Below are 13,214 nucleotides of genomic sequence, written 5' to 3'. Positions count from 1 at the left end.
GCGGAATAGCTTTTTATATGAAATTAGAAATATTCAAAAAAAAATGATATGATAGAGTTTATGGATAAAAATAAAATGTTGGGATTAAGCCAATCAGAAGTAAAAGAACGTCAGAAACAGGGACAGGTCAATGATTTCCAAGCTTCAGCTAGTACTAGTACATGGCAGATTGTAAAGCGAAATGTCTTTACTTTATTCAATGCTCTAAACTTTGCCATCGCCTTAGCACTCGCTTTTGTTCAAGCATGGAGCAACTTGGTCTTCTTTGCCGTTATCTGTTTTAATGCTTTTTCAGGGATTGTTACCGAGCTACGAGCCAAACATATGGTTGATAAACTCAACCTCTTGAATAAAGAAAAGATTACGACTATTCGTGATGGACAAGAGATTGCTTTGGATCCTGAAGAACTTGTTTTGGATGACGTGATTCGCTTATCAGCAGGAGATCAGATTCCAAGTGATGCGATTGTGTTAGAAGGTTTTGCAGAAGTCAATGAAGCTATGTTAACGGGTGAGAGCGACTTGGTGCAAAAAGAAGTAGAAGACTTAATGTTGTCGGGTAGCTTTCTTGCAAGTGGGTCTGTCCTCGCTCAGGTACATCATGTTGGAGCGGATAACTATGCTGCTAAACTCATGCTTGAAGCCAAGACAGTGAAGCCAATTAACTCACGTATCATGAAATCGCTAGACCAGTTAGCCGGCTTTACTGGGAAAATTATCATTCCTTTTGGTATTGCTCTCTTGCTTGAAGCCTTGGTCTTAAAAGGTCTGCCACTGAAGTCTTCTGTAGTGAATTCTTCTACAGCTCTTTTAGGAATGTTGCCTAAGGGAATTGCCCTTTTGACCATTACCTCTCTTTTAACCGCTGTTATCAAGCTAGGTTTGAAGAAGGTCTTGGTGCAGGAGATGTATTCTGTTGAAACCCTTGCACGCGTGGATATGCTTTGTTTGGATAAAACAGGTACCATCACTCAAGGAAAGATGCAGGTTGAGACTGTCCTTCCGCTGACCCAGGCTTATGACAAGGATGCTATTGCAAAAATACTAACCAGCTATATGGCACACAGTGAGGATAAAAATCCAACTGCCCAAGCTATTCGAAAGCGTTTTGCGGGAGAGGTAGCCTATCCGATGATTTCTAGTCTTCCATTTTCTAGTGATCGAAAATGGGGAGCGATGGAATTGGAAGGTCTCGGAACTGTTTTCCTAGGCGCACCAGAGATGTTGTTGGATGCTGAAGTTCCTGAAGCTAGGGAAGCTCTTGAACGAGGATCTCGTGTCTTGGTTCTGGCTCTCAGTCAAGAAAAACTTGATCACCATAAACCACAGAAGCCATCTGATATTCAGGCTTTGGCTCTGCTTGAGATTTTAGATCCAATCCGAGAAGGGGCAGCTGAAACTTTAGACTATCTTCGTTCTCAGGAAGTAGGGCTGAAAATTATTTCTGGTGATAATCCAGTTACCGTTTCAAGTATTGCTCAAAAAGCAGGTTTTGCAGATTATCATAGCTATGTAGATTGTTCAAAAATCACGGACGAGGAATTAATTGCTATGGCTGAGGAGACAGCGATTTTTGGACGTGTCTCGCCTCATCAAAAGAAACTAATCATCCAAACTCTGAAAAAAGCAGGACATACTACAGCCATGACAGGAGATGGTGTCAATGATATCCTTGCTCTCCGCGAGGCAGATTGTTCCATCGTTATGGCTGAAGGAGATCCAGCGACCCGTCAGATTGCAAATCTGGTTCTCTTGAACTCAGACTTTAATGATGTACCTGAGATTCTCTTTGAAGGTCGTCGTGTGGTCAATAATATTGCCCACATCGCACCGATTTTCTTGATTAAGACAATCTACTCTTTCTTGCTTGCAGTTATCTGTATTGCAAGTGCATTGTTGGGTCGTACTGAATGGATTCTGATTTTCCCATTTATTCCGATTCAGATTACCATGATTGACCAGTTTGTGGAAGGTTTCCCGCCGTTCGTATTGACCTTTGAACGAAATATCAAACCAGTAGAACAAAACTTCCTCAGAAAGTCCATGCTTCGTGCTTTACCAAGTGCCTTGATGGTAGTCTTTAGCGTTCTATTTATTAAAATTTTTGGAACCAGTCAAGGTTGGTCAGCCATTGAAATTTCAACACTTCTGTATTATCTACTGGCATCGATTGGTTTCATGTCTGTAGTTAGAGCTTGTTTGCCATTTAGTCTGTGGCGTGTGCTCTTGATTATTTGGTCAGTTGGTGGCTTCCTTGGAACAGCTCTATTTCCAAGAATTCAAAAATTGCTTGAAATTTCAACACTGACAGGACAAACATTACCTGTCTATGGCATTATGATGGTCATATTTGCTGTCATTTTCATCCTGACAAATCGTTATCAAGTTAAAAGATAAAGAAAGACTGCAATCCGTGATTGCGGTCTTTTTTAGGTGGAGGATTGCTAGCTAAAATATGGTATAATAAAGGGAAATAGACTTTTGGAAAGTGAGAGAAGATGATTTCAAAGAGATTAGAAATGGTGGCTTCTTTTGTACCTCAAGGAGCTGTTCTACTAGATGTCGGGAGCGACCATGCTTATTTACCGATTGAATTAGTTGAAAAGGGTCATATCGAACGTGCTATTGCAGGAGAAGTTGTAGAAGGTCCCTATCAATCTGCAGTTACAAATGTTGAAAGTCATGGTTTGACTGAGAAAATTCAGGTTCGTTTAGCCAATGGTTTAGCAGCTTTCGAAGAAAGTGACCAGGTCTCTGTCATCACTATTGCTGGAATGGGTGGTCGCTTGATTGCTACGATATTAGAAGATGGTTTGGACAAACTAGCAACTGTTGAGCGATTGATTCTCCAACCCAATAACCGAGAAGACGAGTTGCGTAGCTGGTTACAGGACCATGGATTCCAGATTGTAGCCGAAAGCATTTTAGAGGAAGCTGGCAAATTTTACGAGATTATAGTAGTAGAAGCTGGTGAAATGACATTGTCAGCAAGTGACACCCGCTTTGGCCCTTTTCTATCTAAAGGACTTAGCCCCGTATTTGTCCAAAAGTGGCAAAAAGAAGCTGCTAAGCTTGAGTTTGCCCTTAGTCAAATTCCAGAAAAAAAACAAGAAGAACGTCAGGTTCTAGCAGATAAAATTCAAGCCATCAAGGAGGTGCTCCATGAAAGCAAGTGAAGTGATTAATCGTTATGAAGCCTATTGCCCCCAAGAATTTTCTATGGAGGGTGATAGCCGTGGTTTGCAGATTGGTACCCTAGACAAAGAAATCCAAAAGGTCATGGTTGCCCTCGATATTCGTGAAGAAACGGTTGCAGAAGCCATTAAAAAGGGAGTAGATTTGATTATCGTCAAGCACGCGCCTATCTTTCGTCCAATCAAGGACTTGGTAGCTAGCCGTCCTCAAAATCAGATTTATATCAATCTCATCAAGCACGATATCGCTGTCTATGTCAGTCATACTAATATCGATATTGTTGAAAATGGTCTTAATGACTGGTTCTGCCAACTATTGGGTATTGAGGATACAACTTATCTGCAGGAAACAGGTCCTGAACGTGGGATCGGTCGTATTGGCAATATTCGCCCTCAAACCTTTGAAGAATTTGCGAGTCATGTTAAGGAAGTATTTGGTCTGGATAGCTTTCGTATGGTGTATTATCAAGAGACTGATTTGCAAAAGACCATTTCAAGAGTAGCTATTTGTGGTGGCAGTGGGCAGTCTTTCTACTTTGATGCTTTGGCAAAAGGAGCAGATGTCTACATTACTGGAGACATATACTACCACACTGCACAAGATATGCTGTCAGATGGTTTGTTAGCTCTAGATCCGGGACACTATATCGAAGTACTTTTTATCGAAAAAATTGCAGAGCTCTTGAACGAATGGAAGAAAGAGAATGCTTGGTCTCTCGAAGTTATCGCAAGTCAGGCTTCTACCAATCCATTCCATCATATCTAGTTAGAAGGTAAAGACAATGAAAAAAGTTGCCATTGTAGGAGCAGGGATTGTAGGGGCAACTGCCGCTTACTACCTCTCTAAAGAAGCAGATATCGAAGTAACTGTTTTTGATTATGGAAAGGGCCAAGCAACTAAGGCCGCAGCAGGAATTATTAGTCCCTGGTTCTCTAAACGACGTAATAAAGCTTGGTACAAGATGGCTCGCTTGGGAGCGGATTTTTATGTGGATTTATTAGCTGATTTAGAAAAATCGGGTCAACAAGTTGATTTTTACCAGCGCTCAGGAGTCTTACTTCTCAAAAAAGATGATTCCAAGCTCGAAGAATTCTATGACTTAGCCTTGCAACGTAGGGATGAATCTCCCTTAATTGGCGAATTAGCCATTTTGGACCAAGCTACTACAAGTAACCTATTCCCTGGATTAGAGGGATTTGAGAGATTGCTCTACGCTTCAGGTGGAGCTCGAGTAGATGGGCAACTCCTAGTAAGTCGCTTGCTCGAAGCCAGTCAAGTGAAGGTCGTAAAGAAGGAGGTCAGTCTAACTCCTCTAGTACCGGGTTATCAGATAGACAATCAAATGTTTGACCAAGTTATCTTGTCCACAGGAGCTTGGCTTGATCACATCTTAGAGCCTTTAGGATATGAGGTAGACATTCGTCCTCAAAAGGGGCAACTCCGAGATTATCAAGTGGAACAAGACATGGGAGCTTACCCTGTAGTTATGCCAGAAGGTGAGTGGGATTTGATACCATTTCCCGGCGGTAAGTTATCTCTAGGAGCTACCCATGAAAATGATATGGGATTTGACCTTACAGTCGATAAAAATTTGCTCCAGCAAATGGCTGAAGTAGCAAGTCCGTTTTATCCTAGCATAAAAGATATAATGATAAGTGGTGAGCGCGTGGGGATTCGTGCTTATACGAGTGATTTTTCGCCGTTTTTCGGACAAGTGCCAAACTTGTCAGGAGTATTTGTTGCGAGTGGATTAGGATCGTCAGGATTGACAACTGGACCCATTATAGGCTATCACCTAGCCCAAATGCTTCAAGGGGGAAGTGGAGTCTTGGATCCAGCGGATTATCCGACTGAAAGATATATTAAAGAGAAATAATCGTAAACTTTTTACCTAGTTTTTACGATAGGATTAGGATAGCAAATGACTTTCCCTATCAAAAATGGTAAAATGAAAAAAATAATTTAAGAATAGAGGAAAAATGATGCAAGAAAAGATTTTGGTAACAGGTGGAGCAGGTTTTATCGGAACTCACACGGTCATCGAACTGGTCCAAGCTGGACATCAAGTGGTCGTGGTGGATAACTTGGTCAACAGTAGCCGTAAAAGTTTAGAAGTAGTTGAAAGAATCACAGGAGTAGAAATTCCTTTCTACGAAGCTGATATCCGCGATACAGATACACTTCGTGACATTTTCAAACATGAAGAGCCAACAGGTGTGATTCATTTTGCAGGTTTGAAGGCAGTTGGTGAGTCAACTCGTATCCCTCTTGCATACTATGATAACAACATTGCCGGTACAGTTAGCCTTTTGAAGGCAATGGAAGAAAACAACTGTAAGAACATTATTTTCAGTTCATCAGCAACAGTTTATGGAGATCCACATACTGTTCCAATCCTAGAAGATTTCCCACTTTCAGCTACTAACCCTTATGGCCGTACCAAGCTTATGCTGGAAGAAATCTTGACAGATATCTATAAAGCAGACTCAGAATGGAACGTTGTGTTGCTTCGTTATTTCAACCCAATCGGTGCGCATGAGAGTGGAGATCTAGGAGAAAATCCAAACGGTATTCCAAATAACCTTTTGCCATATGTAACACAAGTCGCAGTTGGTAAGTTAGAACAAGTTCAAGTCTTCGGAGATGACTACGATACTGAAGATGGAACAGGTGTTCGTGACTATATCCACGTCGTTGACTTAGCAAAAGGACACGTTGCCGCCCTTAAGAAGCTTCAAAAAGGCTCTGGACTCAATGTGTATAACCTTGGTACTGGGAAAGGCTACTCAGTTCTTGAAATTATCCAAAATATGGAAAAAGCTGTTGGGCGCCCAATTCCATACCGTATCGTTGAACGTCGCCCTGGTGATATTGCAGCCTGCTACTCAGACCCAGCAAAAGCTAAGGAAGAACTAGGTTGGGAAGCTGGACTTGGTATTACAGAAATGTGTGAAGATGCATGGCGTTGGCAAAGCAAACATCCAAATGGATTTGATGACTAATCGTTTGATTAAACAAAAAAAGAGGAAGTAATTCCTCTTTTTTTATAACTTTATATGTGGTTGAAATAAAAAATTTGATTAGTGCTTAAGTGATAGAAAAACGTCTTAAAAGAACAGTTTATTTATTATTGAAATGCTGGAACAAATAAAAGTAAAATTGTATAAAAATAGCTAGCAAAAGACTATAATTTTCTAGAAAAATATGCTAAACTAGAGAGAGTGGAAATTAGAGATTGATGTTCCACCAAATTTTAAGATTCATCTATAATCAGAGCACGAGTAGGGCAATTTTTAACGGCTTCTAAAATGTCGTCGTTGCAAACAATTTCTCGCTCTAATTGCTCAGATTCATCGTAAAAACGGACGATACCATTATCATGGTAATCAAATAATTCTGAATAAGTTTGGCAGAGCCCACAAGCGATGCAACGTTCAGGTATAAGTCTAATCTTCATATTTATATTGTAATAAGAAACTAAAAAAAACTCAAGGAGTAAGGTATGGAAAAGGAACCGTGGCAAGAAGATATTTATGAAAACCAAGAAGAGGAATCAAGAACAGAACGCCGTCAACGAAACAAAAAAGGTTCAGGTGTCGTGGCCAATCGTATTTTAACGGTTCTAGCTGTTCTCTTCTTTGTGATTGTTGTTGGGATGGTAGTTGTATTGGTCTACTTGTCATCAGGCGGAAGTGATCGCACTTCAGCTTTGAAAGATTTTTATGATTCTTCGGCTCCAAAAGTAGAAGAAGTTACAACAGTGGCTACTACTGCCCAGTCAACAGAGTCAACAGAAGCAGAGACAACTCAACAAGAACATACAGAGGCACGTACTGATTCTGAAGGAACTATTACAGTCATGGCAGGAGAAGGGGAAGCAGCGATTGCAGCTCGAGCTGGGATTTCTATTGCTCAACTTGAAGCTCTAAACCCTGGTCATATGTCTTCAGGAACTTGGTTTGCAAATCCTGGTGATGTCCTTAAGACAAGATAGGAGTGACAATGAAAACAATTCAGATTGCTATTGATGGGCCAGCTTCCAGTGGTAAGAGTACAGTAGCTAAGATTATTGCTAAGGACTTTGGCTATACTTATCTGGATACAGGCGCTATGTATCGTGCGGCAACTTACATCGCATTGAGAAACCAAATTAGCTCAGATGAACCATCTCAACTTCTTGAATTATTGGAACAATACCCGATTAGTTTTGGCCGCGCTGAAACAGGAGAACAGCTTGTTTTTGTTGGAGACGTAGATGTAACAAATCCAATCCGAGAAAATGAAGTAACTAATGCTGTTTCTGCCTTTGCGGCGATTCCAGCTGTTCGTGAAAAATTAGTAGCCCTCCAGCAAGAAATTGCCCGACAAGGTGGTATTGTCATGGATGGTCGCGATATTGGAACAGTAGTCTTGCCTCAGGCTGAATTGAAGATTTTTCTAGTAGCATCTGTAGATGAGCGTGCGGAACGTCGTTACAAGGAAAATCTTTCAAAGGGAATCGAAACAGATTTGGAAACTTTGAAAGAAGAGATTGCGGCGCGTGATTATAAAGATAGTCATCGTGAAACTTCACCTCTCAAGCAAGCTGAGGATGCAATCTATTTGGATACGACTGGACTCTCTATTTTAGAAGTTGTTGAAAAAATTAAATCAGAAGCACAAAAACATTTGTAAGAACTATAAAAACGATGAACTGAATTTCGGTTTGTCGTTTTTTTATCATGATTTGTCAAATAGTCTGTTTTAAGGTATAATAGTTGCTGTTAAAGAAAATTTGACAATCAAATAATCATAAATTTTTAAGGAGATAACATGAGTCAATTACCAAATTGCCCAAAATGTAATTCAGAATACGTATATGAAGATGGCACACTTCTTGTTTGCCCAGAATGTGCTTATGAGTGGAATCCTGCTGAGCAAGCAGAAGTTGAAGAAGGCCTTGTTGCCATCGATGCAAATGGAAATAAACTAGCTGATGGAGATACAGTCACTTTGATTAAGGACCTTAAGGTAAAAGGTGCACCTAAAGACCTCAAGCAAGGAACTCGTGTGAAAAACATCCGTATTGTAGAAGGTGACCACAACATCGACTGTAAAATTGATGGTTTTGGCGCTATGAAACTTAAATCAGAATTTGTGAAGAAGATTTAATCATGATTAAAAATGAAAAAGTAATATTTTATAGTCGTATCTTTTTATTTATAGCAGCCTTTACCGGTGTATACTTGGAAATTACCAAACGTGGTGGTTTAGGGATGTTGCTTTACTACACAGTTCTTTCTAACCTTTTGGTTGTACTCTTTACAGGTTATCTTTTGTTAAAGATGCGTAGTGGTGGTGATAGTTGGCAGAGTCCTGGTATTCTACGTCTCAAAGGTGGCGTCACTATGAGTATTATGATTACTTGTGTCATCTATCATTTCATGCTAGCTCCTTTGACGACAGATTTTTACCGTTTGGAAAATTTCCTTTGCCATTATATTGTCCCTCTCTGGTTTTTAGCAGATACAATTATTTTTGACAAGAGTCGCCAATATAAGTTGGTTGATCCCATGCTTTGGACTAGCCTTCCTTTGCTTTATATGATTTTTGCACTCTTAAACGGTTTTGTTCTAAAGATGGATGTCCCTAATGCTAAGGATAGTCCCTTCCCTTATTTCTTTTTGAATGCTACCAAACATGGTTGGGGCTTTGTCTTTAAATGGGCAGCAACTATCTTTGTTGCCTATATGGTTTCAGGATATCTCTTTTATCTTGTGAAAAGTATTAAAAAAACTAAGAAATAAAAGTACCCCTATGTGGGTGCTTTTTTTGTGATAGAAATAATTGTACCCGGACAAATTGATTTATTTTATCTTGTTATGTAGACTTTTTTACCTTACAATAAAACTGTAGCTACCAATACAACTATTGAGGAAGAAAAATGACTGAAAATCGTTATGAATTAAATAAAAATTTGGCACAGATGCTTAAAGGTGGCGTCATCATGGATGTTCAAAATCCTGAACAGGCAAGAATTGCTGAGGCTGCAGGTGCAGCAGCAGTTATGGCCTTGGAACGAATCCCAGCTGATATTCGTGCAGCGGGTGGTGTCTCTCGCATGAGTGATCCAAAGATGATTAAGGAAATCCAAGAAGCGGTCAGCATTCCAGTTATGGCTAAGGTTCGAATTGGACATTTTGTCGAAGCTCAAATTTTAGAAGCCATCGAGATTGACTATATTGATGAGAGCGAAGTTCTATCTCCAGCTGATGACCGTTTCCATGTGGACAAGAAAGAATTTCAAGTTCCCTTTGTTTGCGGTGCTAAAGACCTAGGAGAAGCCTTGCGTCGTATCGCTGAAGGAGCTTCTATGATTCGTACAAAAGGGGAACCAGGAACAGGAGATATCGTACAGGCTGTTCGTCATATGCGCATGATGAATCAAGAAATCCGCCGCATTCAAAACCTCCGTGAGGACGAGTTATATGTTGCTGCAAAAGAACTCCAAGTACCTGTAGAATTAGTTCAATATGTCCACGAAAATGGAAAATTACCAGTTGTTAACTTTGCGGCTGGAGGAGTTGCAACACCAGCGGACGCTGCTCTTATGATGCAGCTAGGTGCAGAAGGTGTCTTTGTTGGCTCAGGGATATTCAAGTCAGGTGATCCTGTCAAACGTGCGGCAGCAATTGTTAAGGCAGTTACCAACTATCAAAATCCTCAAATTCTAGCTCAAATCTCTGAAGATTTAGGAGAAGCCATGGTAGGTATCAACGAGAACGAGATCCAAATTCTCATGGCTGAGCGAGGAAAATAGATGAAAATCGGAATATTGGCCCTACAAGGTGCCTTTGTAGAACATGAGAAAATGCTTGCTCAACTAGGAGTTGAAAGTATTGAACTGCGAAACCTAGAAGATTTTCAGCAACATCGAAGTGAGCTTTCAGGTTTGATTTTGCCAGGAGGCGAGTCAACGGCCATGGGCAAACTTCTACGTGACCAGAATATGCTACTCTCTCTAAGAGAGGCTATTCTCAATGGTTTACCAGTCTTTGGAACTTGTGCGGGTTTAATTTTGCTAGCAAAACAAATCACTTCTCAAGAGGAAAGCCATCTAGCGACTATGGATATAGTAGTAGAGCGCAATGCCTATGGACGTCAGCTAGGAAGCTTTTATACTGAAGCAGACTGTAAGGGTGTTGGTAAAATTCCCATGACCTTTATCCGTGGACCTATTATTAGTGAAGTTGGTAAGGGTGTTGATGTTCTGGCAGTAGTGAATCATCAAATCGTTGCCGCTCAAGAAAAGAATATGCTAGTGACTTCATTTCATCCGGAATTGACAAATAATCTTCGCTTGCACCAGTATTTTATCAATATGTGTAAATAAAAAAAGAGGTTGGGATTTTTCCCAACTTCTTTTTTTACATATAATAAACAATGGCAATGTATTGGAGAGCAGAGGCTGCTAGGATGAAGAGATGCCAAATCATATGGAAGTATGGTTTCTTCTTAGCGTAAAAACCGGCACCAACTGTATAACATAAACCACCTGATACCATGAGACTCCAGAAAATTGGAGTTGTTTGGCTGATGATAGCTGGTAAGATAGCTAGAACTAGCCAACCCATGATGAGGTAGAGAATGAGACTGAATTTTTCATTGACCTTCTTGGCAAAGATTTTATAGAGAATACCGAAAATAGTTGTCCCCCACTGGATAGCAATAATGAGATAACCAAACCAGTTGTTCATCAAAGTTAAAACCACAGGAGTATAAGATCCAGCGATTGCCACATAAATCATAGAATGGTCGATGATACGCAAGACGTACTTATGAGTCGAACCATAAGCCATAGAATGATAAATGGTCGATGAAAGGAACATGAGAAAGAGGCTGATGACGAAGATGGAAACACCGATAGACGATAAGAAACCATGTGCCTCATAACTATAGGTTGATGAAATAGGAAGTAGGATGAGCATGATAAATGCTCCTACAGCATGGGTAACGCTGTTGGCAATTTCTTCTCCAAAACTAAGTCGTTTACTAAGTTTGAAACTAGTATTCATTTGTTTCCTCCTCTTCGGTTTCTGAATAGACTAGTGCAAGTGTTTGATGATAGAGTTTGACCGTTTGGCAGCTTGCCTGGATAATGGGATTAGCTGGATCAATATCTTCATTCATATAGTCCACAAAAGCATTGTAAAGTTCTTCTGAATTAGTGTCTGTGTTTAGAGTATTAAGGGTTTGAGCAATTTCTTGGATAGAAAAAACAGACTTGAGAGTGGTAATAGCAATCAATCGTGCGATTTGTTTGCGTTGATATTTTTTCTTCTCAGGTTTACTGATATAACCGTGTTTGACATAGTTGTTCACCATGGATGCTGTCAAACCTTTCTCCATGTCAGGAGAAGCTGGAGGACAGATTTGATTGACATAGAGTAGAACCTGGTCCAGATAGAGATTGATATTTGGAATTTCTTCCCATTTTGGATAGGAAAAAGTAGTTTTCATTTCCAACTCCTTTTTATCTAGTTTTGATAACTAGATTATAAAATAATAGAAATAATAAGTCAAGTTTCAAGTGCTTGTAGAAAGAAATAATTTATGCTATGATGAGAGAAAATAGTATGAAAAGAGGATAAATGATGGAGATTCGCTTAGCCTTTCCTAATGAAGTAAATCAGATTATGCAAGTGATTGAGGGAGCCAAGAAATGTTTGGCAGAAGCTGGTAGCACTCAGTGGCAAAACGGCTACCCAGATGCAGATACCATTATTGAAGATATTATCTCTGGACAGGCTTACGTAGCGCTGGAAGAAGGAGAACTCTTAGCCTATGCAGCAGTGACTAAAAGCCCGGAAAAAGCTTATGAAGCAATTTATGATGGCAACTGGGAGGGAAATGAAGCAGAATACTTAGTATTTCACCGTATTGCTGTTGCTAGTGATGTGCAAGGTCAAGGTGTTGCTCAGACCTTCTTAGAAGGCTTGATTGAAGGCTTTGATTACCTAGATTTTCGTTCAGATACGCACGCTAAAAACAAAGCAATGCAGCATATCTTTGAAAAGCTTGGTTTTAAACAAGTTGGTAAAGTTCCAGTAGACGGGGAACGCTTGGCCTATCAAAAAATAAAATCGAATGAAAAATAAATTTTCAAAAATAGTCTATACTTCTCCAATTGGGCTCTTGTCAATAGTTGCTACCGACCAATATCTATTTGGTATTTGGGTGGAGGGCCAAAATCATTTTGAAAGAGGCCTGATAGTTGATAATATAGAAGAAGTTAAAACTCATCCTGTTCTGAATCAGGCTATTTCTTATTTGGATGACTATTTTTTAGGGCAGAATCCGAGTTTGTCGGAACTTCCTCTAGCTCCGATTGGGACGGATTTTGAAAAGAAGGTTTGGTCTTACTTACAGGAAATTCCCTTTGGAACTACAGTAACCTATGGACAAATAGCTAAAGACCTAAGTGTAGCCTCTGCCCAAGCAGTTGGTGGAGCAGTAGGTCGTAATCCGTGGTCCATTCTAGTACCTTGCCACCGAGTACTTGGAGCAAACAAGCGACTGACAGGTTACGCTGCAGGACTCGAAAGAAAAGCTTGGCTCTTGAACCACGAAAGGGCAGATTATAAATATTAGAAAGTGAATATATGTTAGAATTTATCGAATATCCAAAATGCACAACTTGTAAAAAAGCAAAAAAGGAACTTGATCAGCTAGGCCTTGAATATAAAGACGTTCATATAGTAGAAGAAACACCAAGTGAAACGGTGATTTTAAACTGGTTAGAAACTTCAGGATTTGAATTAAAACAGTTCTTCAATACGAGTGGAATCAAATATCGTGAACTCGGATTGAAAGATAAGGTTGGAACTTTATCTAATAAAGAAGCAGCTAAACTCTTAGCTAGTGATGGAATGTTGTTAAAACGACCAATTCTTGTGAAAGATGGACGAATTCAGCAGATTGGCTACCGTAAAGAATACGAAGAGTTAGCATTAAAATAGATTTTACTTATCTCCTTGATA

17 protein-coding genes are annotated in these 13,214 nt (G+C 39.9%); 14 read left to right on the top strand and 3 right to left on the bottom strand.

The window, feature by feature from the left end:
* Nucleotides 1–60 precede the first annotated feature (60 nt).
* From ACESNQ_RS05675 to galE, 5 genes are all read left to right on the top strand, one after another.
* Nucleotides 61–2,397, top strand: a complete 2,337-nt coding sequence (locus ACESNQ_RS05675; protein ID WP_373075683.1) for a cation-translocating P-type ATPase — start codon at nt 61–63, stop codon at nt 2,395–2,397.
* Between the two features lie 101 nt (nt 2,398–2,498).
* Nucleotides 2,499–3,176, top strand: a complete 678-nt coding sequence (locus ACESNQ_RS05670) for a tRNA (adenine(22)-N(1))-methyltransferase (protein ID WP_373075681.1) — start codon at nt 2,499–2,501, stop codon at nt 3,174–3,176.
* Nucleotides 3,163–3,960 carry a Nif3-like dinuclear metal center hexameric protein gene (locus tag ACESNQ_RS05665; RefSeq protein ID WP_373075679.1) on the top strand — a complete coding sequence of 266 codons (798 nt, stop codon included), beginning with the start codon at nt 3,163–3,165 and terminating at the stop codon, nt 3,958–3,960. The genes ACESNQ_RS05670 and ACESNQ_RS05665 overlap by 14 nt, the downstream gene beginning before the upstream one ends.
* 16 nt (nt 3,961–3,976) lie before the next feature.
* A complete protein-coding gene (locus ACESNQ_RS05660) occupies nt 3,977–5,071 on the top strand; it encodes an NAD(P)/FAD-dependent oxidoreductase (protein WP_373075677.1) in 1,095 nt (364 codons plus the stop codon).
* Between the two features lie 106 nt (nt 5,072–5,177).
* A complete protein-coding gene (gene galE, locus ACESNQ_RS05655; RefSeq protein WP_373075836.1) occupies nt 5,178–6,197 on the top strand; it encodes a UDP-glucose 4-epimerase GalE in 1,020 nt (339 codons plus the stop codon).
* A gap of 251 nt (nt 6,198–6,448) precedes the next feature.
* Here the strand turns inward: galE and ACESNQ_RS05650 are convergent, their stop codons facing one another.
* Nucleotides 6,449–6,652 carry a ferredoxin gene (locus ACESNQ_RS05650; protein WP_373075675.1) on the bottom strand — a complete coding sequence of 68 codons (204 nt, stop codon included), beginning with the start codon at nt 6,650–6,652 and terminating at the stop codon, nt 6,449–6,451.
* A gap of 45 nt (nt 6,653–6,697) precedes the next feature.
* On the opposite strand from ACESNQ_RS05650, the gene ACESNQ_RS05645 reads away from it, so the two are divergent.
* The 6 genes from ACESNQ_RS05645 to pdxT all read left to right on the top strand — a co-directional run bounded on the left by ACESNQ_RS05645 (nt 6,698) and on the right by pdxT (nt 10,567).
* Nucleotides 6,698–7,189: an SAG1386/EF1546 family surface-associated protein gene (locus ACESNQ_RS05645; protein ID WP_373075673.1), complete on the top strand. Its 492-nt coding sequence runs from the start codon at nt 6,698–6,700 to the stop codon at nt 7,187–7,189.
* Between the two features lie 8 nt (nt 7,190–7,197).
* Entirely contained in the window at nt 7,198–7,869 is a 672-nt protein-coding gene (cmk, locus tag ACESNQ_RS05640; protein ID WP_373075671.1) for a (d)CMP kinase, read from the top strand.
* 138 nt (nt 7,870–8,007) lie between these two features.
* The gene (locus tag ACESNQ_RS05635; protein WP_373075669.1) at nt 8,008–8,346 is read left to right on the top strand and encodes a zinc ribbon domain-containing protein YjdM; all 339 of its coding nucleotides are present in this window, start codon (nt 8,008–8,010) and stop codon (nt 8,344–8,346) included.
* Between the two features lie 2 nt (nt 8,347–8,348).
* Complete coding sequence (locus ACESNQ_RS05630; RefSeq protein WP_373075667.1) at nt 8,349–8,981, top strand: Pr6Pr family membrane protein; 633 nt, start codon at nt 8,349–8,351, stop codon at nt 8,979–8,981.
* Nucleotides 8,982–9,118: 137 nt separating this feature from the next.
* Nucleotides 9,119–9,994: a pyridoxal 5'-phosphate synthase lyase subunit PdxS gene (gene pdxS / locus ACESNQ_RS05625; RefSeq protein ID WP_004253907.1), complete on the top strand. Its 876-nt coding sequence runs from the start codon at nt 9,119–9,121 to the stop codon at nt 9,992–9,994.
* A complete protein-coding gene (gene pdxT / locus ACESNQ_RS05620; RefSeq protein WP_373075664.1) occupies nt 9,995–10,567 on the top strand; it encodes a pyridoxal 5'-phosphate synthase glutaminase subunit PdxT in 573 nt (190 codons plus the stop codon).
* Between the two features lie 34 nt (nt 10,568–10,601).
* Here pdxT and trhA read toward each other — a convergent pair whose 3' ends face one another.
* Nucleotides 10,602–11,249: a PAQR family membrane homeostasis protein TrhA gene (trhA, locus tag ACESNQ_RS05615; RefSeq protein WP_045615505.1), complete on the bottom strand. Its 648-nt coding sequence runs from the start codon at nt 11,247–11,249 to the stop codon at nt 10,602–10,604.
* Nucleotides 11,239–11,694 (bottom strand): DUF1836 domain-containing protein, encoded by a 456-nt coding sequence (locus tag ACESNQ_RS05610; protein ID WP_373075662.1) that lies wholly within the window; start codon nt 11,692–11,694, stop codon nt 11,239–11,241. The genes trhA and ACESNQ_RS05610 overlap by 11 nt, the downstream gene beginning before the upstream one ends.
* Before the next feature lie 134 nt (nt 11,695–11,828).
* On the opposite strand from ACESNQ_RS05610, the gene ACESNQ_RS05605 reads away from it, so the two are divergent.
* Genes ACESNQ_RS05605 through ACESNQ_RS05595 form a run of 3 tightly spaced genes read left to right on the top strand, consistent with a single transcriptional unit; the run spans nt 11,829 to nt 13,193 of the window.
* The gene (locus ACESNQ_RS05605) at nt 11,829–12,332 is read left to right on the top strand and encodes a GNAT family N-acetyltransferase (protein WP_373075835.1); all 504 of its coding nucleotides are present in this window, start codon (nt 11,829–11,831) and stop codon (nt 12,330–12,332) included.
* Nucleotides 12,322–12,825 carry a methylated-DNA--[protein]-cysteine S-methyltransferase gene (locus tag ACESNQ_RS05600; protein ID WP_373075660.1) on the top strand — a complete coding sequence of 168 codons (504 nt, stop codon included), beginning with the start codon at nt 12,322–12,324 and terminating at the stop codon, nt 12,823–12,825. Before ACESNQ_RS05605 ends, ACESNQ_RS05600 begins: the two co-directional genes overlap by 11 nt.
* Nucleotides 12,826–12,836: 11 nt before the next feature.
* On the top strand, nt 12,837–13,193 hold the full coding sequence (locus ACESNQ_RS05595; RefSeq protein ID WP_142556807.1) for a Spx/MgsR family RNA polymerase-binding regulatory protein: 357 nt from the start codon (nt 12,837–12,839) through the stop codon (nt 13,191–13,193).
* The last annotated feature ends 21 nt before the right edge of the window (nt 13,194–13,214 follow it).

Origin of the sequence: Streptococcus infantis, from assembly GCF_964243025.1 — a bacterium.
GTDB lineage: Bacteria > Bacillota > Bacilli > Lactobacillales > Streptococcaceae > Streptococcus > Streptococcus infantis_N.
Note: the sequence above shows the minus strand (reverse complement) of the source record. Positions and strands in the feature narration are given on the sequence as shown.